This is a genomic window from Streptomyces sp. NBC_01669 (genome assembly GCF_026339735.1).
Taxonomy (GTDB): domain Bacteria; phylum Actinomycetota; class Actinomycetes; order Streptomycetales; family Streptomycetaceae; genus Streptomyces; species Streptomyces yanii.
Genome location: NZ_JAPEQG010000001.1, coordinates 2198226 through 2222917, shown reverse-complemented (window position 1 = coordinate 2222917; position 24692 = coordinate 2198226). Strand labels below are relative to the sequence as shown.

Genomic DNA, 24692 nt, shown 5'->3' with positions numbered 1-24692 from the left:
CCCCGCCTGGAGCCGACTGTGACACGGCATCCGGCCGATCCATCCGGACGAGGGGTCGCCTCCCTGGGCGTGCTGCCCCGACGACTACGCCGGCCGCTGCAGCACCGCCATGCTCCGCCCCACCAGCTTCACACGGTCGCCGGCGGACACCTTCGGACCCGCTCCCGGTTGCACCCCCTCCGGGCGGGCCGTGTCGACCACCACCGACCACTGCCGGCCATGGTTCACCGGAACGGCGAATTCCAGCGTGTCGGCGCTCGCATTGAACATCAGCAGGAACGAGTCGTCGGAGATCCGCTCGCCCCGCGGGCCCGGCTCCGAGATGGCGTGCCCGTTCAGGAAGACCGTCAGTGCCTTGGCGTGCGCCGCCTGCCAGTCCCGCTGTGTCATCTCGCTGCCCTCGGGCGTGAACCAGGCGATGTCCGTCAGCTCGTCGTGCGTGCCCTCCACCGGCCGTCCGTGGAAGAACCGGCGGCGCCGGAAGACCGGGTGGTCGCGGCGGAGCCAGACCATCGCCCGGGTGAATTCCAGCAGGCTGCTGCGGGACTCCCGGTCGTCCCCCTCGTCGTCCTCCGTACCGGCTTTGCGAGGCTCCGGCCAGTGCACCCACGACAGCTCGCTGTCCTGGCAGTACGCGTTGTTGTTGCCCCGCTGCGTCCGCGCGAACTCGTCGCCGTGACTCAGCATCGGCACCCCCTGGGACAGCATCAGCGTGGCGACGAAGTTCCGCATCTGCCGCTCGCGCAGCTCCAGCACCTCCGGCTGGTCCGTCTCGCCCTCCGCGCCGCAGTTCCACGACCGGTTGTGGCTCTCGCCGTCCTGGTTGTCCTCGCCGTTCGCGTCGTTGTGCTTGTCGTTGTACGAGACCAGGTCGTGCAGCGTGAAGCCGTCGTGGCAGGTGGCGAAGTTGATCGAGGCGAGCGGACGCCGGCCGTCGTCCTGGTACAGGTCCGAGGATCCTGTCAGGCGCCCCGCGAACTCGGCGAGGGTCCGCGGTTCGCCCCGCCACAGGTCCCGGACCGTGTCCCGGTACTTGCCGTTCCACTCGGTCCACAGGGGCGGGAAGTTGCCCACCTGATAGCCGCCCTCGCCCACGTCCCACGGCTCGGCGATCAGTTTCACCTGGCTGACCACCGGGTCCTGCTGCACCAGGTCGAAGAAGGACGACAGCCGGTCCACCTCGTGGAACTGCCGGGCCAGGGTGGCCGCGAGATCGAAGCGGAAGCCGTCCACATGCATCTCGGTCACCCAGTACCGCAGTGAGTCCATGATCAGCTGCAGCACGTGCGGGGACCTCATCAGCAGCGAGTTCCCGGTCCCCGTGGTGTCCATGTAGTACTGCTGATCATCCGCGAGGCGGTAGTACGAGGCGTTGTCGAGCCCGCGGAACGAGAGTGTCGGTCCCAGGTGGTTGCCTTCCGCGGTGTGGTTGTAGACCACGTCGAGGATGACCTCGACGCCCGCCTGGTGCAGGGCCCGTACGGCCTGCTTGAACTCGCTCACCTGCTCCCCGCGGTCGCCGCGGGAGGCGTACGCGTTGTGCGGGGCGAAGAAACCGATGGTGTTGTAGCCCCAGTAGTTGGCGAGCCCCGCGTCCACCAGCCGGTGGTCCTGGACGAACTGGTGCACCGGCATCAGCTCGATCGCCGTGACCCCGAGCTCCGTCAGATGCGCGATGACCTCCGGATGCGCCAGCGCCGCGTACGTACCACGCAGTTCCTTCGGCAGCCCCGGATGGAGCATCGTCAGCCCCTTCACATGGGCCTCGTAGATCACCGTGCGGTGGTAGTCCGTACGGGGGCGCCGGTCGTCGCCCCAGTCGAAGTACGGGTTGACCACCACCGAGCTCATGGTGTGCGGCGCCGAGTCCAGATCATTGCGCGCGTCGGGCCGGCCGAACGGATAGCCGTACACCGCCTCGCCCCACCGGATCTGCCCGGAGACCGCCCGCGCGTACGGGTCGAGGAGCAATTTCGCCGAGTTGCAGCGGGCTCCGCGCTGCGGCTCGTACGGCCCGTGCACCCGGAATCCGTACCGCTGACCGGGCATCACCCCGGGCAGATAGGCATGGCGGACGAAGGCATCGGTCTCCCTCAGCTCCACCGCCGTCTCGGAACCGTCGTCGTGCAGCAGGCACAACTCGATTCGGTTGGCGGCCTCGGAGAAGACCGCGAAGTTGGTGCCGACGCCGTCGTACGTGGCGCCGAGGGGATACGCCTGTCCCGGCCAGACCTGCATAGATATGACTCTTCCACTTCTGATCCGGGTGCTGGGGGCACTTGGGACCGACCCGGCCAGATCTTCCCCGAAAGAGTGCCCCGCACCTAGGACGTCGCACGGTCCGGTCGGCCACGTCCGCCTGACCGGTCAACATCGGGCCTCTCCGTGTCGCCCGGAACCGGAATCCGCGAACCTGTCCGGGTCACACGTCCGGAATGCGGCCCCTGACGGGGTCCTCAATCGCTATGAATCAGCTCACTACGGCAGATCTTGCCGCAGGGAACGTGCTTGACACCTGGGGGAGTTGAGAAAGGAGCCTGTCCATCCTGCTGCACCGGCTCCCGCTCCCGGAGTACCCTTCCTTGATCGTTGGTGGGGGAGCGGAAGGCGGTGCGCGGGTGAGCTCGGGAGGGTTCGAGCTGCCCCCAGGTGACCCAGGTCACGAGGGGGAATCCGTCGACGCCCCGCCCGGGGCGGTATCGCTTGCGCAGCCCATGGAGATCGGCGCCGAACTGGGCTGGGGCGCGGACGCCTGGAGCGAGGTCCGGACCCGGGCCCAGCGGGCCGGACGCGCCTATATTTGGCTGAATCTGGTGGAACAGCGGCTGCGGTCCGTGGTCGCCGCGGTACTGCGGCCGATCTACGAGCCGGTGCACGGCGAGGACTGGGTGGTGGCCGCCGCGGGGCCCGCCGGACAGGAATGGGTGCAGCGCGCCGTCGCCGTGCGCGAGGTCTCCCGCCGCAAGGGCTATCTGCTCGACCCGGCCGACGACAACGTGCTCAGTTTCCTCACGCTCCCTCAGCTGCGGGAGCTGATGGTCCAGCACTGGCCCTGTTTCGAGCCGTACTTCGACGACCGGCGCGATGTCGAGCTGGCACTCGACGAACTGGAGGTCGCCCGCAATGTCGTCTCCCGCAACCGTGCGCTGAACGAGGCGGTCCTCGCCCAGGCCGAGCGCGCCTCGGCGCGTCTCCTGGAGATCCTGGGCAGCGGCGCCGCGGTGCCGTCCGCGGACCGGCTGCCGGTCGACGCCGTCGAGGAACTGGTCGGCGACCGGTACGCGGATGTGGTCTCCGTCCACTCCGACCGGGTCCGGCTGCAGCGCCAGCTGCCCGCCGAGGACCTTTTCGGCGGTTCGCGCCGCCTCGACGCGATCGGCATAGGCCTCAATCTGCTGGTGCAGAACTTCTCCGGCCGCCGGCTGGTCCGGCTCGCCGAATCGGGCTGCCGGATCCGGCTGCTGTTCATCAACCCGGCGAGCAGCGCGGTCAAGCGGCGTGAGCGGGAACTCGGGCTCAAGAAGGGCGAGCTGAGCCGGTCGGTGGAGATGAACATCCTCCACATGCGCCGGGTCCGTTCCAAACTCCGTGATCCGGGCGCGTTCGAGATCCACGTCTTCGACGAGACACCGCGCTTCACGGCCTATCTGGTGGACGGCGACGGGGCGGACGCGGTGGGCGTCGTTCAGCCCTATCTGCGGCGCGCACGCGGCATGGAGGCGCCTGTGCTGGTGCTGCGAGGCGGGGGCCGGGCGGTGGTCCGGGCGGGTCAGGACAACGAGCACGGGCTCTTCGAGACGTACCGCGAGGAGTTCGAGTCCGTGTGGACGGACTCCCGGCCCGTCTCCTGAGCCCCTCGCTCCACCTGCCGTACGCGTCACCTGTCGTACGCGTTGTCAGTGGTGCATGGCAGGGTGGTCATCACCTGGGGGAGAGCACCACGAAGGAGGTACGGGATGAGCTGGCACCGGGAGGCGCTGGTCGGCTTCGACCTGGAGACGACGGGCACGGAGCCGCTGGAGGCCCGGATCGTGACGGCCGCGGTCGTCGGCGTCGGAGGCAGGGACGGGGAGCCGGTGCGGCAGCGCACCTGGCTGGCGGATCCGGGGATCCGGATTCCCGCACAGGCCTCGGCGATCCATGGCATCAGCAGCGAGCGGGCAGCGGCGGAGGGCCGGCCGGCGCGCGAGGTGGCGGACGAGATCGCCGAGACGCTCACGGGCTACTGGCGCCAGGGGGTGCCGGTCGTCGCATACAACGCCGCCTTCGATCTGACGCTGCTGACGGCGGAGTTGCGCCGGCACGGGCTGCCGTCCCTGAGCGACCGGCTCGGCGGTGCCGGGATCGGTCCGGTCGTCGACCCGTACACGATCGACCGGGCGGTCGACCGCTACCGCAAGGGCAAGCGGACGCTGGAGGCGGTCTGCGTCGAATACGGGGTGGTGCACGGCGGTGCGCATGACGCGGGCGCGGACGCGCTGGCGGCGGTACGGGTGGCGTACGCGATAGCCGCACGCCACGGCTCGGTCGCCGCGCTGACGGCGGGCGAACTCCACGAGCGTCAGATCACGTGGTACGCGGACTGGGCAGCCGACTTCCAGTCCTTCCTGCGCCGCAAGGGCACCGCGGACGCGGTGATCGACCCCCACTGGCCCGTACGCGAACCGGCCCAGGTCACCACCTGAACGCATGCCCCGGTGCCCGGGGCAGGGCGAGCGCGCCCGCACCGATCAAGCCCCCGTTCAGGAACACATCACTGTCGGCCTTGAGGACCCCAACGAGATTCTGCTGACCGACCATTTCGGCCATTACCGACAGCAGACTCCTCACCGCCAGGCGCGAGCGGGCGTGCTGGGCGGTGCGACGGGGCAATGCCTGCCGGGAGGGGCACTAGAACGGATACCACCGCACCTCGGGGGCTTCGTCGCGCAAGGACGCGACCCTGCGTCGGAACTCCGCCAGCGCCGCCGGATTCCCCGGCGCATGCTGTGCGACCCACGCGCAACTCGCCGTTTCGCGGGCCCCCCGCAGCACCGCACACCCGTCCCACTCGCGGACGTCCCACCCGTAGGCGTCCGTGAATCCGTCGTACGCCTCCGCCGTCAGCCCGTACCGGTCCCGGGACAGCGCCAGCACCACCAGATCGTGCTCGCGCAGATCCGTGGAGAACGTCTCCAGGTCCACCAGCACCGGTCCGTCCGGGCCGACATGGACATTGCGTGGCAGCGCGTCTCCGTGGATCGGCCCCGGCACCAGATGCGGTACCAGTGCCGCAGCCGCCGTCGCGAATCCGTCCCGCCGTTCCCGCAGATACTGTGCGTCGGCCGGATCGATCGCGTCGCCCGCGAGCCGCAGCCACCGCTCCACCCCGCCGAGCAGCTCACGCCGCGGCAGCGTGAAGCCCTCCGGGGCGGGCAGTGCGTGGACCAGGGTGAGCAGCTGCGCCAGATCCCGCGGCTGGGCAGCACGTACCGCGTCGGGGAGCCGGTGCCAGACCGTCACCGGGTGCCCCTCGACCAGCCGCGCCTTCGGCTCGGCCGCCCGCACCGCGGGGACCGACGATCCGGCCAGCCACTCCGCGACGGCCACCTCGCGCTCGGCCCGGGCCAGCAGTTCCGGGTTCTGCACGGCGTTCCGGCCGACCTTGACCACCAGGCCTCCGACGGCGAACACCGCGTTCTCACCCAGCGCGAGCAGCTCCGCGCCGTCGGACAGTCCGGCAGCGGTCAGCACCTCGCGCGCACGCATTTCGTTCATGGATCCAATTTTCGCATCTGTGCAGGCGACCTTGACGAACCGACGACCCGTCAGCACCATGGCGGGGGCCACCTGAGCGGCCAGATCCGGGTGAAACCGATCCAATGACGCAAGGGGGTCGAATTCATGACGTTAGCGAATGCAACGGTACAGTCCGGGCGGCTTGGCCCGCCCGGGAGTCCGGAGTCCAGGCACGGTGGAACAGCCCCGCGGATCAACCGGCACTCCGGTACATGGTTCCTTGTGCTGCCTGCCCTGATCCCGATCCTGATCCTCAGCGTCGGCCCGCTGCTCTATGGCATCGCGCTGGCGTTCACCGATGCCCAGTCCGGCCGCACTCGTTCCACCCAGTGGGTCGGCGGGCTCAACTTCCAGGACCTGCTCCACGACGCCCTCTTCTGGGACTCGTTCCGGATCGGCCTCGTCTGGGCGGTCGGCGTCACCGTCCCGCAGTTCGTCCTGGCCCTCGGCCTCGCCCTCCTGCTCAACCAGAACCTGCGGATGCGCTGGCTGGCGCGGGCCCTCGCGATCATCCCGTGGGCCATGCCCGAAGTGGTCGTCGGCATCATGTGGCGGCTGGTCTACAACCCGGACGCGGGCGTCCTCAACGAGACCATCCGCGATCTCGGGCTCGGTGACGGCCGGGACTGGCTGACCGGACTCGCCACCGCGCTGCCCGCCGTGATCGTCGTCGGCGTCTGGGCGGGCATGCCGCAGACCACCGTCGCGCTTCTGGCCGGGCTCCAGAACACCCCGCACGAACTCCACGAGGCGGCCGCCCTGGACGGCGCGGGTGCCTGGCGCCGGTTCCGTACCGTCACCTGGCCGGCCCTCAGACCGGTCGCGCTCTCCATCACCGCGCTCAGTTTCATCTGGAACTTCAATTCCTTCGCCCTGGTCTATGTCCTGACCAACGGCGGTCCCGGTGGCCGGACCCGGCTGCCGATGCTCTTCGCGTACGAGGAAGCCTTCCGCTACGGCCAGTTCGGCTACGCCGCGGCGATGGGCTGTGTGATGGTCGCGGTGATCTCCGTGGTCCTCGCCGTCCACCTCGCGGGCCGGCTCAGGGGAGGCGAGGACCAGTGAGTCTCCGGACCAGCAGATCCGCCCGCGCGGGACAGTACGTCGCGCTCCTGGGCTACCTCGTCTTCCTGGCGTTCCCGTTTCTCTGGCTGATCTCCACCGCCTTCAAGCCGGCGCGCGAACTGGGTTCCCTGCACCCCACCTGGATCCCGGAGCATCCGACCCTGGACAACTTCCGGCAGGCCTTCGACGAGCAGCCCCTGCTGCAGGCCGCCGCCAACTCGCTGGTCGCCGCGGTCTCCGCCGCTCTGATCGCCGTCGTCGTCGCCACACCCATGGCCTATGTAATGGCCCGGCGGCGCACCGGGCTCACGGCGGCCGCCACCGGCTGGGTCGTCGTCAGCCAGGCGTTCCCCTTCGTCCTGCTGATCATTCCGCTCTTCCTGATCCTGAAGAATCTGCATCTGATCAACACCCTCTGGGGGCTGATCACGGTGTACGTCGTCTGGGCGCTGCCGTTCGCGCTGTGGATGCTGGTCGGGTACGTCCGCGCCGTACCCCCCGAACTCGAGGAGGCCGCCTCGGTCGACGGCGCCGGAAGACTGCGGACACTCGTCTCGGTCACCGTTCCGCTGCTGGCCCCCGGCATCGTCGCCACCGCACTCTTCGCGTTCATCACCGCATGGAACGAGTTCTTCTTCGCGCTCGTCCTGCTCAAGACTCCGGAGAAGCAGACCTTGCCGGTCGTACTCACCCACTTCCTCGGCGCGGAGGGCGCGGCCGAGCTCGGGCCGCTCGCAGCCGCCGCGTTTCTCGCCACCCTGCCCTCCCTGGTTCTCTTCGCGATCATCCAGCGCCGGATCACCGGGGGCATGCTCGCCGGGGCGGTGAAGAGCTGATGCGGGCACTCGTGCGTACCGCAGCCGCCGCGGCCACCGCACTCGCTCTGCTCCTCACCGGCTGCAGCGGTGCCGGCGGCGGAACGGACAACAGCGGGAAGATCAAGCTCCGCTTCCAGTCGCTGGCCTGGCAGAAGGAGTCCGTCGACGCCAACAAGCAGCTGGTCGAGGAGTGGAACCGGGCCCATCCCGACATCCAGGTCGAGTACGTCCAGGGCAGCTGGGACAGCGTGCACGACCAGCTGCTCACCTCCTTCGAGGGCGACGAGGCACCGGATGTCATCCATGACGCCTCCGACGACCTCGCCGACTTCGCGTACGCCGGCTATCTCGCCGACCTGCGCACACTGCTCCCCAGCCGGCTGGCCGCCGACATCCCGCAGCAGAGCTGGCAGACTGCAACGTTCGGCGACGGTGTCTACGGGGTGCCGTTCCTCCAGGAACCCCGGGTCCTGATTGCCAACACCAAGATCCTCAAGGCCTCCGGGGTCCGGATCCCGAGCCCCGAGAAGCCCTGGAGCTGGGACGAATTCCGGCAGGTCACCAAGGAACTGACAGGCAAGGGGGAAGGGAAGGCGGCGTACGGAGTCGCCTGGCCGCTGCGGGAACCGGTCTCCGTCACCCTCAACCTCGGAGTCTCCAGCGGCGGCCGGCTCTTCCACCGCGGCGCCGACGGCAAGGTGACCATCCGTCTCGACGAGGGCGACGAGGTCATGCCCGGCACCATCCGCGACCAGGTCAACACCGACCACAGCGCTGCCCGCACCACGCTCGGCATGGGAGGCTCCGACACTCTCCCGGGGCTGTTCGGCGGCAGGTACGCGATGGTTCCGCTGGGCTTCTCGTACCGTCAGCAGGTCGTCGAGCAGGCCCCGAAGGGCTTCGAGTGGACCGTGCTGCCGGCACCCGCGGGCAGCGACGGGCTCGCCCAGGGTGTGAGCCCGCAGACCCTTTCGGTCGCCGAGGCCAGCCCGCACAAGAAGGCGGCCGTGGAGTTCATCGACTTCCTGCTGCGCCCGGAGAACATGGTGCGCCTGGCGCAGGGGGACTGGATGCTCCCGACCGGCACGGCGGCGCTCGCGGACCCGGCTCTGCACACGGCCGAGAACGGCTGGGCGACCGGCGCCGCACTCGCGAGGGGGCTGCGCCCGGCGCCCGCCCAGTCGGTGCGTGGCTACCCCGAGTGGAAGGACAAGGTCGCCACGCCCGCACTCCAGGAGTACTACAGCGGGGCGATCGGACGGGACGAACTGAAGAAACGCCTGGTCGACGACGGGAACCGGGTCCTGGCGCGCTATCAGCGCTGACAGGAAGAGGAATCCTGGCTGCACGAGACGTCTCGTCTCGTCTATGGTGTGGGTATGACGGATATCCGGCGTGCCCACATCGCCATGTTCTCCATCGCCGCCCACGGACACGTGAACCCGAGCCTCGAAGTCATCCGGGAACTCGTTGGCCGTGGGCACCGCGTCAGTTATGCCATCCCGCCGTCCTTCGCCGAGAAGGTCGCCGCCACCGGAGCCGAACCGGTGCTCTACACCTCGGTCCTGCCCACCGCACCGGAGGACTGGGGCACCGAGCCGATCGACCACCTGGAGCCGTTCCTCGACGACGCCGTCCAGGCGCTGCCTCAGCTCATCAAGGCCTTCGACGGGGACGAGCCGGACCTCGTCCTGCACGACATCACCTCCTACCCGGCCCGCGTCCTCGCCCACCGTTGGGGCGTGCCCGCGGTCTCCCTCTCGCCCAACCTGGTCGCCTGGGACGGATACGAGGAGGAGGTCGGCGAGCCGATGACCGCCGAGTTGATGCGCAGTGAACGCGGGCGGGCGTACCGCAAGCGGTTCGCGGACTGGCTTGCGGAGAACGGCATCGACCAGCATCCCGACCCGTTCGTCGGCCGACCGCGCCGCTCGGTCGTCCTGATCCCCGAGGTGCTCCAGCCGAACGCGGACAGGGTGGACCGCGAGGTCCACACCTTCGTCGGTGCCTGCCTGGGCGACCGCGCCGACCAGGGGGAGTGGCAGCGGCCCGCGGATGCCGAGAAGGTGCTGCTGGTGTCGCTCGGCTCGGCCTTCACCCAGCAGCCCAGCTTCTACCGCGACTGCATCGAGGCGTTCGGTGACCTGCCCGGCTGGCATGTCGTGCTTCAGATCGGTGCGTTCGTCGACGTCGCCGAACTCGGGGACGTACCCGCGAATGTGGAGGTGCGTTCCTGGGTGCCGCAGCTCTCCGTGCTCAAGCAGGCGGACGTCTTCATCACCCACGCCGGTGCGGGCGGCAGTCAGGAGGGGCTCGCCACCGGCACCCCGATGGTCGCCGTCCCGCAGGCGGTCGATCAGTTCGGCAACGCCGACATGCTGCAGGCGCTGGGCGTCGCCCGTCACCTGCCGAGGGATGAGGTGACGCCGGAGGCGCTGCGCGCCGCTGTGCTCGCTCTGGCCGGGGACCCGGCGGTGGCGGCGAAGGCGGCGGCGGTACGGGAACGGATGGCGGGGGAGGGCGGCACGCGGCGGGCAGCCGGCCTCATCGAAGCCGAACTGCCCGCCTGAGCAGGGATTATCGGGACTGTCCGGTGAGCGTACTGTCCTGGGTCTCCCCCGTGGCCCCAACGGCATGGGAGGGAATCGCACCAGGGGCCAGGCCGTCGCGAACCCCGTCCGCGACGGCCGACTCGTCGTGTGTCAGGTCCGGCAGCCACCTCAGCCACCGCGGCAGGTACCAGTTGCGTTCGTCGAGCAGCGCCATGACGGCCGGCAGCAACACCCCGCGAATGATCGTCGCGTCGATCAGCACCGCAGCGGCCAGGCCCACGCCCATCTGCTTCATGGACTGCATCGACAGCGTGCCGAAGATCGCGAACACCGCGACCATGATGACCGCCGCGCTGGTCACCACGCCTGCCGTTGTCACCACGCCGTGGGCGATCGCGTCCCTGGTCGAACGGCCCTGCAGCCGGGCTTCGCGGATCCGGGACACCACGAACACGTGGTAGTCCATCGAGAGCCCGAAGAGGATCACGAACAGGAAGAGCGGCAGCCAGGAGATGATGGCCCCCACCCCTTCCGCACCGACCAGAGAGGCGCCCCAGCCGTGCTGAAAGACGGCGGTCAGGATGCCGTACGCGGCGCCCACCGACAGCAGGTTGAGCACGATGGACGTCACCGCGATCGTCAGTGAACGGAAGCAGAGCAGCATCAAAAGGAAGGCGAAGACGACGACGAAGGCGAATACCGGCACCACCGCGCCGACGATCTGGTCGTTGAAGTCCTTCGACCCCGCGACCTGACCGGTGATCGGCGCCTCGACGCCGTCGACCTTGCCGAGCGTGTCCGGGCGCACCTGGTCACGGAGCAGATCCAGGCTCTTGACGGCTCTGCTCTGATCGGATCCACCGACCAGTGGTACGTCGATGACCGCGATGTTCTCCGCGTCGTGTGTCACCATGTCGACCGGGCCCTTGGAGGCGCCCGACGCGACGGCCTGCTCGCGGAAGTCGGCGAGCGCCTGACGTACCGGAGCGGCGTTGATGTCGTCGGCCTTCACCACGACCCGGGCCGGGTCGGCGCCGCCGGGGAATGCCGCGTTGAGCCGCTCGTACGTCCGCACGATCGGGAGCGAGTTGCCGAACTCCTGGTCCAGGGTGAGGTTCTGGGTGTGCATGCCGACGGCGGGCAGCGCAATCGCGGTGAGTGCGCCCGCCGCGATCACCAGCGCCGTCCAGGGGCGGCGCAGCACCGAGTCGAGTACCGCACGCCACACCCGGCTCTCGCCGCTCGCATGGCCCGGTTGCACGGCCGACGGCTGTGGGCGGTTGTTGTGAGCGGTCGACTTCGGCTGGGTGCCGGCGGACCGCTTGAGGCGGTTGAGGAACGGCACCCGCCCCTTCTCGACCCGCTCGCCGAGCAGCGAGAGCAGGGCGGGAAGGACCGTCACCGAGCCGACCATCGCGACCGCGACGACCATGAGCGAGGCGAGCCCCATCGCCTCGAACTCGGCGAGACCGGTGAAGAGCATGCCCGCCATCGCGACACAGACCGTCACACCGGAGACGATGATCGCGCGCCCGCTGGTTGCCGCAGCGATCATCAGGGCGGTCCGGGCGTCGCGCCCCTTGGCCCGTTCCTCGCGCTCGCGCCGCAGATAGAAGAGGCAGTAGTCGACACCGACGGCCAGACCGACCAGCAGCATCACCGAGTTCGCCGTCTCGCTCATCGGCTGGAGATGGCTGACGACGCCCATCAGCCCCATCGTCGCGATGATCGCCGTGATGGCCAGAGCCACCGGCAGCAGTGCGGCGACGAGGGCCCCGAACGCGATCAGCAGAATGCCCAGGGCGACCGGTACGGCGGAGAGTTCGGCCCGCTGGAAGTCGTCGCCGAAGGCGTCATCGAAGGTCTTGCCCATGCTGGCGCTGCCGATCTCCTCGATCACGAGACCGTCGTGCTCGCCCTGGACCTTGTCGACGGCCTTCAGCACCGGTTCGACGCGCGCGCTCGCCGTTTCGGGATCCCCGCGCATCTCGAACTGTACGAGCGCGCTGCGACCGTCGGCCGAGATGGTCTTCGTCACGTACGGGGAGGTCACGGCGGTCACTTCACCGGTGGACTGGACCGCCTGCATCACGGCGTCGACGGCCGAGCGGAACTCCGGTGAAGTGGCCTTCACCGAGGGGCTGTCGGCCTGGATGAGCACGGTCTCGCCCGCCGGATCCTTCAGCCCGGCGTCCTCGGTGATCTGCACGGCCCGGCCCACTTCGCCGGACAGCTGATCGCTCTCCTTCACGTCGACCCGGCCGGCCGCCGAGCCGAGTCCCATCGCGAGAACGACGAACAGCACCCATACGGTCACCGCCGCCCATCGGTGCCGTGCGCTCCAGCCGCCGGCCCGGGCGGCGATGCCGCGTACCCGTGGCGCCCCCGTGCGCGCCGAATCCACTGTTCCCATGACGGACCTGCCCCCTCGTGGCCGACGTCGGCTCCCTGCCGGCGTCGCTGCTCCGAAGTTATGGGCGGAATCGAGTCGTCTCCTCATGCTCCCCGGTGAACCTGCGGGGCCCGTTCTCCACCTTGCGGGCCAGGTGGATCCCTGAGAGGGGCGGTCCAAGGCCCCTACACGTAAAAGGCTGTCGGGCGTCTCCCCGTGCTTGGGCATCTCGCTCAGGGCTTCGCCGGGGAGCAGGGGCACGGTCTGTAGGGCCGGTTCGCGTGGGGGCATCTGAGGAGCCGGCCGTGACCTGGACCGCGGTGGCAGGGGACGCCCGCGCTCCGGTGGAGACCGATGGTGGAACGGCCCGGTGAGTGGCCCCGGTTCTCACGTCCCGCACCACCACCATGCGGGCGTGCCTGCTCGCCGTGGCGTTTCGCCACCGTGCTCTGCCGCTTCATTCCCGTCCGGGGATGGCGCAAGGACCCTGTTTGTAAAGGTCGTTGGCAGGTTGGGTGCCCGACTTGAACATGGCTGGCCGGTTCCTTATTACGAAAGGTTGTTGAGTAAGTCACAGCTGCGTGAAGGGGTTGATCTGCGCGCGTCAATGGGTGAGGGTCGAGCCAGCCCCCGGAGATCTTCCGGCCGAGGGCCAATCCCCCCACAAAGAATGACGAGGAGACCCCTCTTCATGGCCATACACAAGCGCGCACGCCGGACCAAGCTCACCGCGGCGATCACCGCCGTGGCTGCAGCCGCCGGAGTCACCCTGTTCGGCACGTCCTTCGCCGGAGCCACGCCCGCCCCGACGATGGGGACGGTCTACGGCGCCGACGCGGCAACCGCCGTCCAGGGCAGCTACATCGTGATGCTGGACCAGAAGGCCGACAAGGCGAAGCTCGCCACGGAGTACGGCGGCAAGCTGAAGCGCACCTACAGCTCCGCCATCAACGGCTTCTCCGCCAGCGGCCTTTCGCAGACGGAGGCCAAGCGGCTCGCGGCCGACCCGGCCGTGTCCAAGGTCGTCCAGAACAAGAAGTTCCACATCGACGCCACCCAGGACAACCCGCCGTCCTGGGGTCTCGACCGGATCGATCAGACCGAGACCGCGGGCGACAACGCGTACACCTACCCGGACAGTGCGGGTGAGGGTGTCACGGCGTACGTCATCGACACCGGTGTCCGTATCACGCACGAGGAGTTCGAGGGCCGAGCCACCTCGGGCTTCGACGCCGTGGACAACGACGACAGCGCCGACGACGGCAACGGCCACGGCACCCACGTGGCCGGCACCATCGCCGGTGCGACGTACGGCGTCGCGAAGAAGGCGAAGATCGTTGCCGTCCGCGTCCTCGACGACTCCGGCTCGGGCACCACCGAGCAGGTCGTCGCCGGCATCGACTGGGTCACCGCGCACCACGAGGGCCCGTCCGTCGCCAACATGAGCCTCGGCGGCAGCGCCGACCCGGCTCTCGACGCAGCGGTCCAGAAGGCCATCGCCTCCGGGGTCACCTTCGCGGTGGCCGCCGGAAACGAGTCCGCCGACGCGGGCGAGGGCTCCCCGGCCCGCGTCCCGGAGGCCATCACGGTCGCCTCGTCCACGGTGGACGACGAGCAGTCGTCGTTCTCCAACTACGGCTCGGTCGTGGACATCTACGCCCCGGGCTCGGACATCACCTCGTCCTGGAACGACAGCGACGACGGGACGAACACCATCTCCGGTACGTCCATGGCGACCCCGCACGTCGTCGGTGCCGCCGCCGTCTACCTCGCCGGACACCCGGACGCCACCCCGGCGGAGGTCGCCACGGCGCTCACCAGCGGCGCCACCCCCGACGCGATCTCCAACGCGACGGAGGGCACGCCGAACAAGCTGCTGAAGGTCGTTGAGTAGCAGGCACCACCGAATCGGCGGCCGCCGCGCTCTCCCCCACGGGGCGCGGCGGCCGCGCTGCTCGGGCAGACCGCCCTATCGTGTGCCCATGACCACAACCCCGTCGCCAAGCTCGTGGACGTGACACATGCCTGAGCCGTCACCGGGTGTCGCCGCGGCCATCGAGGGCGAGCTCAGCCTCCTCGACCCGCTGGTCCGCGCCTCCACCGAACTCCTCGCCCAGGTGCTGCACCCGGAGTACCGCGAGATCGACGCCACCGGCCGCTGCTGGAACCGTGACACGATCACCGCCCTGCTGATCGCCGACGACGCACCACGGCCCGGACCGCTCACCGCGTCCCGGATACACGGGGTCCAGCTGGCCGACGGACTCGTCCATCTGACCTTCGAGACCGAGTCCAAGGGGCTCCGGGCGCACCGCAGTTCACTGTGGCGGCTGACCGGCCGGAGGTGGCTGCTCTACTTCCACCAGGCGACCCCCTTCGTCGCCGGATCCTCCGACGACGAGTGAGGGCGTACGAAGGCGCGTGACCGTCCTCAGCCGCCGGTGACACGCTGCGCACGTGCCGTCCACCTGCCGTCCGTGCGGGCGATCCGCACCGGATGTCCGAAGCAGTCGCTGACCCGGCCCGTGGTGAGCACTTCGTCGGCCGGACCGGAGGCCACAGAGCGTCCCGCCCGCAGCAGCATCGCATGCGTGGTGGAGGCGGGCAGTTCCTCCAGATGGTGCGTGACCAGGACCGTTGCCAGCTCCGGATGTTCCTCGCGCAAGGCGTCCAGCAGCTGTTCGCGGGCGGCGAGATCCAACCCGGTGGCCGGCTCGTCGAGGAGCAGCAGCCGGGGCTGCGGCATCAGCGCGCGGGCGATGAGCGTACGGCCCCGCTCGCCCTGCGAGAGCGACGGCCAGCGTGAACCGGTCTTCGCCTCCACGCCCAGCATTTTCAGCAACCGGTCGGCCTGTGCCTCCTGTTCGTCGCTCGCGGACCAACGTGGCACCGGCTCGACCGAGTTCGTCAGACCGGTCAGCACCACCTCGCGCACCGACAGCGGTGAGCGCAGCGGATGGCGGGGGTTGACGTGCCCCAGCAGGGTCCGCAGTTCCCGCAGGTCGACCCGTCCGATCGTCCGTCCCAGGATCTCCACCGACCCGTCGGTGGGATGGGTGACCGCGCCGAGCAGCCCGAGCAGCGTGCTTTTCCCGGCGCCGTTGGCGCCGAGCAGGGCCCAGTGCTCACCGCTGTGCACGGTCAGCGAGACCGAGTCGAGCAGGACGTCGCCGTCCCGGACGAGCCGCACGCCATGGGCCCGGATCACCGGCACCGGCGCGGCGGGAGAGGCAGGGACGGAAGCGGAGGTGATGGTCACCGGCGGGTACTCCTTCATGCGGGGGCGAGCGCCTCCAGGCGGCTCATGTCCTCGGTGGACAGCCGGATCGCCGCAGCCCCGAGGTTCTCCGCCAGATGGACGGGCGAACCCGTGCCCGGGGTCGGGCACAGTACGGGCGAGCGGTGCAGCAGCCAGGCGAGGGCGATCTGCCCGCGGGTGGCACCATGCCGTTCGGCGATACCGGAGAGCGCCGCGGCGGACTCACCGGTCAGGGCGCCGTTCGCCAGCGGGAACCAGGGCAGAAAGGCGAGGCCATGGGTCTCGCAGAGTCTCAGCACCGCGTCCGACGAACGGTCGAGAAGATTGAAGCGGTTCTGCACCGAGGCGATCCCGGTCAGGGAGAGGGCCTCCTGCAGTTGGCCGGCGGTGAGGGTGTCCAGGCCGATGAAACGGATCTTACCCTCCTGCCTCAGCGCGTCCAGGGCCCCGAGCTGCTCGGCGAGGGGCACCTCCGGATCCAGCCGGTGCAGCTGATAGAGGTCGATCCGTTCGGTCCGGAGCCGCCGCAGACTGGCCTCGCACATCGCCCGCAGCTGTTCGGGGCGCCCCGCGATGTGCCAGGCGCTGTCGCTGGTCCGCACCACGCCGCCCTTGGTGGCGATCACCGGACCGTCGCGGTACGGGTGGAGTGCTTCGGCGACGAGTTCCTCGGCCAGCTCCGGGCCATAGTTGTCGGCGGTGTCGATCAGGGTCACGCCGCGCTCCACCGCCTGCCGCAGCAGCGCGACGGCATCCTGCCGGGTGCCGCGAGGCCCCCAGTAACCCGGGCCTGTCAGCTGGGCCGTGCCGAAACCGAGCCGCCGCACAGGCAGCTCGCCCCCGAGCAGGAACGAATCATCAAAAGCACGCGAAGCATCGGACACAACGGGAAGATTAGTACGCTGCCGCGCGATGCCCGTCCCGCGGTACCGAGCGGGAGGCCTTCGCCATGCCAAGGGCAGTCGCAAGCACGCAATCGTCACACCGGCACTCGTCGGTTCCGTGCATCTGTAGCGCCGTGTGTGTGGGCACAGGGCGTGAGCCGTTCCCGGTACCGGGCGCCCTGAACGAACTCCCGGGCCCCGCATAGGATCTGACCGCCACCAAGTGACGTACGGCCGCACCGGACGGGAGCAGGAATGCGCTACATCATCGTGGGAGCGGGTGCCGTCGGAGGAGCCATCGGGGGACGTCTGGCCGAGGCCGGCCACGACGTCGTCCTCGTGGCGCGCGGCGTGCAGTACGAGGCATTGCGCGAGGGCGGCCTCCGGCTCACCACGCCGGACGGCCCCCGCACCCACCGCCTCCCCGTCGTCGACCGGCCCGAAGCTGTCGACCTGACCCCCGACGACGTCCTCGTACTCGCCGTGAAGACGCAGGACAGCACCGCCGCGCTCGACGCCTGGAGCGCCCGGCCGGTGGCGGGCGGCTGTACCGCCGGTGAGCAACTGCCCCTGGTCTGCGCACAGAACGGCGTGGAGAGCGAACGCCTCGCGCTGCGACGCTTCCAGCACGTCTACGGGATGTGCGTCTGGCTGCCGGCCACCTTCGTCCGGCCCGGTGAGGTGTCCGCGGCCGGAACCCCGCTGACCGGCATCCTGCACCTCGGGCGCTACCCCGCCGGCACGGACGGGACGGCCGAGCGGATCGCCGCCGACCTGGAGAAGTCGATGCTGCTCGCCCCGGTCGTGCCGGACGTGATGCGCTGGAAGTACGGCAAGCTCCTGTCCAATCTCGCCAACGCGATCGAGGCGGTCACCGGACTGCTCACCGAGGACGACGCCGTCGCCCTGTTCAAGCGCGCGCTCGCCGAGGGGAGGGCGGTCCTGGCGGCCGCCGGCATCGACGCGGTCGGCCAGGAGGAACAGGCGAAGGCGCGGGGCGGCCGGATCCGCTTCGAACCGTTCGACGGCTCTCCGCGCGACGGCGGTTCGTCCTGGCAGAGCCTCAGCCGCGGTACGGGCACGATCGAGGCGGACTACCTCAATGGCGAGATCGCGCTGCTCGGGCGCTTGCACGGGGTGCCCACACCGGTCAACGACGTACTGCAGCGCACGGCGAACACGTTCGCGCGTGAGCGGCGGGAGCCCGGATCGATGTCCGTGGCCGAACTCACCGCACTGGTCGACGCCACGTCCTGAGCGAGCCGGACGGCCGGCGCGGGCCGCTGTCGCATTTCTTCAATACGGGCGACAGCGGCCGGCCGTACTGTCCGGTGCATGAAGACCGAGCACGCCCATATGACCGAATGCACCGCCGAGGCGGCCCGTATCGCCCGTGGCATCAGCGCCGGACAGCTGACCGCGCCCACCACTCCCTGTGGTGACTGGGATCTGCGGGAACTGATCAACCACTGGGTGCTCTACACCTCGCACGGCTTGGAGCACCGCGCCCGACGCACGCCCCTCCCTGATGAGCTCAAGACCCGTGACTTCACCGCCGACGCCGACTGGGCCGAGCAGTACGCGGCGCAGCTGGACCGGGCCGTCGCCGCCTGGTCGGACCCGGCCGTCTGGGAGGGCGAGATCGACCTGGGCCATGCGTCCTCCCCCGCGGCCGAGATCGCCGCGATGCTCATCGAGGAGACGGCTCTGCACAGTTGGGACGTGGCCCGCGCGACCGGTCAGGAACTCGAACTCTCCGACGGGGCGGCCGCGTACGTCCTCGGCGTCATCGACGGGTCCGCCGAGCTCTACCGGCAGTACGGCGGCTTCGCCGACGAGGTCGACGTGCCCGGATCGGCACCCGTCCTCGCGCGCGCACTGGCCCGCAGCGGACGCGATCCGCAGTGGACCGCGGCCTGAAAGTGGCCCACTGGAAGGAGTGATGATTGGCCCGTGGCTGTATGCCAATGGCTGGCTACGCTCGGGCCATGACCACTCATCGGAATCGCGGTACCGACCGGGCCGTCGTCGACTTCTACTTCGACCCCGCCTGCCCGTTCGCCTGGATCACCTCCCGCTGGATGCTGGAGGTGGAGCAGCAGCGCGACATCGAGCTCCGCTTCCACGTCATGAGCCTCCATCTGCACAACACCGGCAATGAACTGCCCGACTGGTACCGGGAACTGGTCGACAAGTCGATCGGTCCGGTACGGGTCGCGGTCGCCGCGGCGGCCGAGCACGGAGACGGCGTGCTCCGGGACCTCTACACCGCCTTCGGCACCCGCATCCACCAGCAGAAGAACGAGGACTTCGACGAGGTGATCGTCGAATCCCTCGCCGAGCTCGGCCTGCCCGCCGCGCTCGCCGCTGCCGCGCACGCGGAGACCTACGACGAAGCACTGCGGCGCAGCCATGACGCGGGCAAGGACCCGGAGGCGGACGGCTATGTCGGCACGCCGACGATCCATGTCGACGGCACGGTGTGGTTCGGCCCGGTGCTGCGCGCAGCACCGCGCGGCGAGGAGGCGGGCAGGCTCTTCGACAGCTTCCGGGTGCTGGCCGGATACCCGGACTTCTTCGAGCTCAAGCGCACCCGCACCGGCAGCCTCGACGTCGGCTGAGCGCCCGCACCCCTTCGGGGCCGTGGCGGGCGCTTCCCATGGTGCTTCGGACGGGGAGCCCGCCTCCCCGTGCCTGATCACGGTCGGCAGTCGGCAGACGAGAGGGGTCCCGCACCGCTGTCAGGCCGTGAGCGCCGCCACGCGCGGCACACACGCGTCGTCGTAGCGGCGCAGCAGCAGCCGCGCCAACTCCCGCGAAGGACCGAGCACGTCGGCCAGTACATCGGCCCCCGCCTCCCGGGCGCCCGTGGCGATACGGTCGGGGAGGCGGCCGGGCGCGATGACGTACGGGGCTACGGCGACACGATCGACGCCGGAGGCCCGCAGGGCCCGTACCGCGTCCTCGGTGCGGGGGAACCCTGCGGGAGATGCAGCGGAGGCGAACGCAGGCCGCACGGCGCACCAACCGGTGTGCCGCAGCTCCCGCGCGATTTCAGCGATCACTGCGATCGCCTCCGGGTCCGTGGAGCCCGCCGAGGCCAGGACGAGCCCGGTCGAGCTTCGGTCGCCGGGGGAGACCCCGGCTTCGTACAGCCGCCGTTCCAGGGCGGAGTTCAGCAGCGGCGAAGGACCGAGCACCTCCGCCTGCCCGATCCGCAGCCGCGGCAGCCGGGTCTGTGCCTCGTGCAGTACAGCGGGGATGTCGGTCTTGGCGTGGAAGGCCCGGGTCAGCAGCAGCGGAAGGGCCACCACCTCGCCGGCACCCTCCTCGGCCAGCCGCTCCAGCACCCGCGGCACGGACGGGGCGTTGAAGTCCAGGAAGCCGGTCTCCACGCGCAGTCCGGGACGCAGTGCCCGGACCCGCGCGGTGAGCGCGTGCACGGTCGCCGCGTGCCGCGGATCGCGGCTGCCGTGGGCGATGACGAGGAGAACGGGGGAAGCCATGGGAGCACTCAGTTCTTGACGAGGAGGCCGCGGCTGCGCAGCACCCACCGCTCCAGCGGGCTGAAGATCAGCAGGTCGATGGCGATGCCGACGATCAGGATCAGGAAGATGGCGAGGAACACCATCGACATGCTGCTGGTCTCGCGGCCCTGCTCCAGCAACTGCCCCAGACCCACGCCCAGATCGGGCGACGAGGCGATGATCTCGGCAGCCATCAGCGAGCGCCAGGAGAACGCCCAGCCCTGCTTCAGACCCGCCAGATAGCCGGGCAGCGAGGCGGGCAGCACGATGTGCCAGGTGCCACGCAGCCCGGTGGCGCCCAGCGTCTGCCCGGCCCGCAGGTGCAGCGGCGGGATCTGGTCGACACCGGCGACGAGACCGTTGGCGATCGACGGGACGGCGCCCAGCAGGATCACCGCGTACATCATCTTGTCGTCGAGCCCCAGCCAGATCACCGCGGGCGGCACCCACGCCACCGACGGCAGCGACTGGAGACCGGAGAGCACCGGTCCGATCGCCGCGCGCACCACCTTGACACGCGCCACCAGCAGCCCGAGGGGGGTACCGATGACGAGCGCCAGCAGGAAGCCGAGCAGACCGCGCGAGACGCTCGTCCAGATGTAGCCGAGCAGGGTGCCCTGCGCCCAGGCGTTGGTCACCTCGTCCCAGACCTGCGACGGCGACGGCAGCTTGTAGTCGTCGGTGACCTTCGCCCAGATCAGGACCTGCCAGACGATCAGGACGAGTGCGACGGCCACGACCGGCGGCAGGACCTTCTGCACCAGCACCTGGCGCACCGGGGTGCGGCTCACCCGCACCGCGTCGAGTGCGTCGAGACCCGCTTCGAGGCCGGCCAGGTCCTCGGCGGTGGCCTTGACGGCGGCGTCCTCGGCAGTGGTGGTGTCAGTGCTGGCCATGTCGGCGGATCTCCCCACGCAGTTGTTCGGTGATCTCGACGGACAGCTCCGCCACCGCGGTGTCCTCGATGCGGCGCGGCTGGTCGATGTCGACCGTCCACTCCCGGGCGATCCGGCCCGGCCGCGACGACAGCAGGACGACCCGCTGGGCGAGTCGGACCGCCTCCCGCACGTTGTGCGTGACGAAGAGGACCGAGACGTTCGTCTCGCGCCAGATCCGGGTCAGCTCGTCGTGCAGTACATCCCGGGTGATGGCGTCGAGAGCGGCGAACGGCTCGTCCATCAGCAGCAGTTGACTGTCCTGGGCGAGCGCGCGGGCCATCGCCACCCGCTGCCGCATGCCGCCCGAGAGTTCGTGCACCCGCTTCCCGTACGCCCCGCCGAGCCGCACGAGTTCGAGCAGCCGCTCCGCCTCCTGGCGTCGGTCGGACTTGGGTACGCCGCGCAGCCGCAGCGCGAGTTCGATGTTCTTGCCCGCGGTCAGCCACGGGAAGAGGGCGTGCTCCTGGAACATCAGGGCCGGCCGCCCGCCGGGGGTCTCGATGGACCCCGCGGTCGGGCGGTCGAGTCCGGCCACCAGGTTGAGCAGTGTTGATTTACCGCAGCCGGAAGCTCCCAGGAGGGTGACGAACTCGCCGGGGGCGACATCGAGCGTGATGTCGTCCAGGACGAGTTGCTGTCCCTCCGGTCCGCCGAAGGACTTCGAGACGTGGTCGATACGGGCGGCGTGCCCGACCGCCGTACGGTCCTCGGCCTTGGTGAGCGTGGTCGTCGCCATGGTCGTCACCTCCTGGGAGATCCTGGAACGGTCGGGTGGCTTACTTGACGCCGAGACCGGCGTCGGCGACCTCGGGCTTGCCCGCGGCCTTGAGGATCTTGTTCAGCGGCTTCAGGTCGTAGATGCCCGTCAGGTCCGTCTGCTCCAGCAGGCCCGCCTTCACCGCGTGCTTGGCCTCCGTGTCGAGCGTGGCGGCCAGCGGGTCATCGGTGAACTGGATCGACTTCCACGCCGGGTCGAGGACCTCGGCCGGCAGCTCCTTGCCGGACAACTCCTTGAGCGCCGTGTTGGCGGACGCCTTCGCCTCGTCCGGGTTGGCGTTGATCCACGCGTTGGTGTTGACCGAACCGCGCAGTACCGCCTCGACGACGTCCGGGTGCTCCGTGAGGAACTTCTGCGACACGATGATGTTCGTGATCACGAACTTCTTGTCCGGCCAGAGCGTCGACTCGTCGAGGAGCACCTTCGCGCCCTGCGCGACCAGCTTGGATGCGGTCGGCTCGGGAACCCAGGCGCCGTCGATGGAACCGGACTTGTAGGCGTCCGGGGTCACCTTGTTGTCCGTGCGGACCACGGAGACGTCGCCCTTGCCGCTCTGGGCGTCGACCTTCCAGCCCTTCTCGGAGATCCAGTTGAGGAACGCCACGTCCTGGGTGTTGCCGAGCTGCGGGGTGGCGATCTTCTTGCCCTTGAGGTCGTCCAGGCTCTTGATCTTCTTCGGGTTGACGACCAGCTTCACACCGCCGGACGCCGCACCGCCGATGATCCGCAGGCTCTTGCCCTTGGACTTGGTGAAGCCGTTGATGGAAGGGGAGGGGCCGATGAAGCCGATGTCGATCGAACCGGCGTTGAGCGCCTCGATCTCGGACGGGCCCGCGTTGAACGTCGACGGCTTGACCGTCGTGCCCCCGAGCTCCTTGGCGATGATGCCTTCCTGGATGCCGACCAGGGCGGTGGCGTGCGTGAGGTTCGGGAAGTAGCCGATCTTCACGGTGTCCGCGGAGAGCTTCTTGCCGTCGGCGGAGACGTTCGCCTTCTTGGCGTCGTCGTCCTTCGCCTCGGAGCCGTAGCCGCAGGCGGTGAGCGCCACGGCGAGCAGCGGCAGAGCGGCGGCAGCGGCGAGGCTGCGGCGCAGGGTGGTACGGGTGGCAGGCACGGGAGGCTTTCCTCTCGTTGGCCCGGTGCTCACGTCCCTCGATCGGTTACGGGGACGCGGCCGGGAAGTCGGCATGTCTTCGTCTGAACTGGCGGTACAGGCGGTGCGGTTGGTGCATGCGGGCGCGCAGGCAGTGCGCGTACGTCATCGCGCACATCGCGCAACCCCGCCCTGGCCGCTGCCGAGGGCGCCGCTGCCGATGCGGCCGCCCTCCTTCGCGAACGTCGCGTAGATGTCGACAACCATCAGAAGTCCCATTCGGCGTCGTCGTCGGCGACGTCGGCCTCGGCCTCGGCGGCGAACGAGGCGCCTGCCATGCCGGCCGTCAGCGTGGTGCCGTCCGCCGGGTCGATCAGCAGGAACGAGCCGGTGCGCCGGGAGTCCGCGTAGGCGTCCAGCGCGAGCGGCTCCGCGGTACGGACGACGACCCGGCCGATGTCGTTGGCGACGAGCCGGCCGGGCGCCGGGTGCTGCGAGAGGTCGTCCAGCGTCAGCCGCGACGGGATGTCCTTGACGATCGCCTTGACCGTGCGGGTGGTGTGCTTGAGCAGCACCCGCTGGCCGACCACGAGCGGCTGGTCCGCGACGTGGCAGACGGTCGCCTCGACGTCCTGGGTGACCGTCGGCGCGTCGTCGGCCGGTGCGATGAGGTCACCGCGCGAGACGTCGATGTCGTCGGCGAGCCGGACGGTCACCGACTGGGGCGCCCAGGCGATGTCCACGCTCTCGCCGAGCGCGTCGATCCCGGCGATCGTCGACGTGCGGCCCGAGGGCAGGACCGTGACGGTCTCGCCCACGCGGAACGCGCCGGCGGCGATCTGGCCCGCGTAGCCCCGGTAGTCGGGGTGCTCGGCGGTCTGCGGCCGGATCACGTACTGGACGGGGAAGCGTGCGTGGCAGCCGGTGAGGTCGTGGCTGACCGGCACCGTCTCCAGATGTTCGAGGACCGTCGGGCCGCCGTACCAGTCCATGTGTGCGGACGGCTCCACGACGTTGTCTCCGGCGAGCGCGGAGATCGGGATCGCGGTGATCTCCGGGACGCCGAGCGAGGCGGCGTACGCGGTGAACTCCTCCGCGATGGCGGCGAATACAGGCTCCGCGTAGTCGACCAGGTCCATCTTGTTGACGGCCAGGACCACGTGCGGCACCCGCAGCAGCGCGGCGACGGCGGCGTGCCGGCGGGTCTGCTCGACGACACCGTTGCGGGCGTCCACCAGGACGACGGCCAGCTCGGCCGTCGAGGCCCCCGTCACCATGTTCCGGGTGTACTGCACATGCCCCGGGGTGTCGGCCAGGATGAACCGGCGGCGCGGCGTGGCGAAGTAGCGGTAGGCGACATCGATGGTGATGCCCTGCTCGCGCTCGGCCCGCAGTCCGTCGGTCAGCAGCGCGAGGTCCGGCGCCTCCTGGCCCCGGCTGCGCGAGGCGTGCTCGACGGCCTCCAGCTGGTCGGTGAGGACCGACTTGGAGTCGTGCAGAAGGCGTCCGACGAGGGTGGACTTGCCGTCGTCGACGGACCCCGCGGTGGCGAACCGCAGCAGGGTCGTGGTCGACAACTGCTCTGCGTGCTGGGTGAGGTTGGTCATC

Annotated in this window: 21 protein-coding genes; 11 read left to right on the top strand and 10 right to left on the bottom strand. The window is 69.8% G+C overall.

Going from position 1 to position 24692, the window contains the following annotated elements; genetic code table 11:
* Nucleotides 1-84 precede the first annotated feature (84 nt).
* Nucleotides 85-2238 carry a glycogen debranching protein GlgX gene (gene glgX, locus OG972_RS09710; RefSeq protein ID WP_266980129.1) on the bottom strand — a complete coding sequence of 718 codons (2154 nt, stop codon included), beginning with the start codon at nt 2236-2238 and terminating at the stop codon, nt 85-87.
* Nucleotides 2239-2618: 380 nt separating this feature from the next.
* Between glgX and OG972_RS09705 the strand changes: the two genes are divergently transcribed.
* On the top strand, nt 2619-3851 hold the full coding sequence (locus OG972_RS09705; RefSeq protein ID WP_266980128.1) for an SAV2148 family HEPN domain-containing protein: 1233 nt from the start codon (nt 2619-2621) through the stop codon (nt 3849-3851).
* Nucleotides 3852-3956: 105 nt separating this feature from the next.
* Complete coding sequence (locus OG972_RS09700; RefSeq protein WP_266980127.1) at nt 3957-4685, top strand: 3'-5' exonuclease; 729 nt, start codon at nt 3957-3959, stop codon at nt 4683-4685.
* A 205-nt stretch (nt 4686-4890) separates the two neighbouring features.
* Here the strand turns inward: OG972_RS09700 and OG972_RS09695 are convergent, their stop codons facing one another.
* Nucleotides 4891-5757, bottom strand: coding sequence for a phosphotransferase enzyme family protein (locus OG972_RS09695; protein WP_266980126.1), 867 nt, complete (start codon nt 5755-5757; stop codon nt 4891-4893).
* Between the two features lie 126 nt (nt 5758-5883).
* Here OG972_RS09695 and OG972_RS09690 point away from each other — a divergent pair, with 126 nt between their 5' ends.
* The 4 genes from OG972_RS09690 to mgt are packed head-to-tail and all read left to right on the top strand — an operon-like array spanning nt 5884 to nt 10231.
* On the top strand, nt 5884-6843 hold the full coding sequence (locus OG972_RS09690) for a carbohydrate ABC transporter permease (protein WP_266980125.1): 960 nt from the start codon (nt 5884-5886) through the stop codon (nt 6841-6843).
* Complete coding sequence (locus OG972_RS09685) at nt 6840-7679, top strand: carbohydrate ABC transporter permease (protein WP_266980124.1); 840 nt, start codon at nt 6840-6842, stop codon at nt 7677-7679. The genes OG972_RS09690 and OG972_RS09685 overlap by 4 nt, the downstream gene beginning before the upstream one ends.
* Nucleotides 7679-8986 carry an ABC transporter substrate-binding protein gene (locus tag OG972_RS09680; protein WP_266980122.1) on the top strand — a complete coding sequence of 436 codons (1308 nt, stop codon included), beginning with the start codon at nt 7679-7681 and terminating at the stop codon, nt 8984-8986. Before OG972_RS09685 ends, OG972_RS09680 begins: the two co-directional genes overlap by 1 nt.
* A 54-nt stretch (nt 8987-9040) precedes the next feature.
* On the top strand, nt 9041-10231 hold the full coding sequence (gene mgt / locus OG972_RS09675; RefSeq protein ID WP_266980120.1) for a macrolide-inactivating glycosyltransferase: 1191 nt from the start codon (nt 9041-9043) through the stop codon (nt 10229-10231).
* A 7-nt stretch (nt 10232-10238) separates the two neighbouring features.
* On the opposite strand, the gene OG972_RS09670 is transcribed toward mgt, so the two are convergent.
* Nucleotides 10239-12626, bottom strand: coding sequence for an MMPL family transporter (locus OG972_RS09670; protein WP_266980118.1), 2388 nt, complete (start codon nt 12624-12626; stop codon nt 10239-10241).
* A gap of 670 nt (nt 12627-13296) precedes the next feature.
* Here OG972_RS09670 and OG972_RS09665 point away from each other — a divergent pair.
* Both OG972_RS09665 and OG972_RS09660 read left to right on the top strand, forming a co-directional pair.
* Nucleotides 13297-14499 carry a S8 family peptidase gene (locus OG972_RS09665; RefSeq protein WP_266980116.1) on the top strand — a complete coding sequence of 401 codons (1203 nt, stop codon included), beginning with the start codon at nt 13297-13299 and terminating at the stop codon, nt 14497-14499.
* 127 nt (nt 14500-14626) lie between these two features.
* Nucleotides 14627-15010 carry a nuclear transport factor 2 family protein gene (locus tag OG972_RS09660; protein WP_266980114.1) on the top strand — a complete coding sequence of 128 codons (384 nt, stop codon included), beginning with the start codon at nt 14627-14629 and terminating at the stop codon, nt 15008-15010.
* 26 nt (nt 15011-15036) lie between these two features.
* Here the strand turns inward: OG972_RS09660 and OG972_RS09655 are convergent, their stop codons facing one another.
* Nucleotides 15037-15864: an ABC transporter ATP-binding protein gene (locus OG972_RS09655; protein WP_266980112.1), complete on the bottom strand. Its 828-nt coding sequence runs from the start codon at nt 15862-15864 to the stop codon at nt 15037-15039.
* Nucleotides 15865-15878: 14 nt separating this feature from the next.
* Nucleotides 15879-16748, bottom strand: a complete 870-nt coding sequence (locus OG972_RS09650; protein ID WP_266980110.1) for an aldo/keto reductase — start codon at nt 16746-16748, stop codon at nt 15879-15881.
* Nucleotides 16749-17003: 255 nt separating this feature from the next.
* Between OG972_RS09650 and OG972_RS09645 the strand changes: the two genes are divergently transcribed.
* The 3 genes from OG972_RS09645 to OG972_RS09635 all read left to right on the top strand — a co-directional run bounded on the left by OG972_RS09645 (nt 17004) and on the right by OG972_RS09635 (nt 19369).
* Entirely contained in the window at nt 17004-18005 is a 1002-nt protein-coding gene (locus OG972_RS09645) for a ketopantoate reductase family protein (protein WP_266980108.1), read from the top strand.
* A gap of 78 nt (nt 18006-18083) precedes the next feature.
* Complete coding sequence (locus OG972_RS09640; protein ID WP_266980106.1) at nt 18084-18668, top strand: TIGR03086 family metal-binding protein; 585 nt, start codon at nt 18084-18086, stop codon at nt 18666-18668.
* 68 nt (nt 18669-18736) lie between these two features.
* Complete coding sequence (locus OG972_RS09635; protein ID WP_266980104.1) at nt 18737-19369, top strand: DsbA family protein; 633 nt, start codon at nt 18737-18739, stop codon at nt 19367-19369.
* A 120-nt stretch (nt 19370-19489) separates the two neighbouring features.
* Here the strand turns inward: OG972_RS09635 and OG972_RS09630 are convergent, their stop codons facing one another.
* From OG972_RS09630 to OG972_RS09610, 5 genes are all read right to left on the bottom strand, one after another.
* Nucleotides 19490-20254 carry a sirohydrochlorin chelatase gene (locus OG972_RS09630; protein WP_266980102.1) on the bottom strand — a complete coding sequence of 255 codons (765 nt, stop codon included), beginning with the start codon at nt 20252-20254 and terminating at the stop codon, nt 19490-19492.
* A gap of 8 nt (nt 20255-20262) precedes the next feature.
* On the bottom strand, nt 20263-21171 hold the full coding sequence (locus OG972_RS09625) for an ABC transporter permease (RefSeq protein WP_266980101.1): 909 nt from the start codon (nt 21169-21171) through the stop codon (nt 20263-20265).
* Nucleotides 21158-21949: an ABC transporter ATP-binding protein gene (locus OG972_RS09620; RefSeq protein ID WP_266980099.1), complete on the bottom strand. Its 792-nt coding sequence runs from the start codon at nt 21947-21949 to the stop codon at nt 21158-21160. Before OG972_RS09620 ends, OG972_RS09625 begins: the two co-directional genes overlap by 14 nt.
* Before the next feature lie 40 nt (nt 21950-21989).
* Complete coding sequence (locus OG972_RS09615; protein WP_266980097.1) at nt 21990-23105, bottom strand: ABC transporter substrate-binding protein; 1116 nt, start codon at nt 23103-23105, stop codon at nt 21990-21992.
* Between the two features lie 245 nt (nt 23106-23350).
* Nucleotides 23351-24691 (bottom strand): sulfate adenylyltransferase subunit 1, encoded by a 1341-nt coding sequence (locus OG972_RS09610; RefSeq protein WP_266980095.1) that lies wholly within the window; start codon nt 24689-24691, stop codon nt 23351-23353.
* Nucleotide 24692 lies beyond the last annotated feature (1 nt).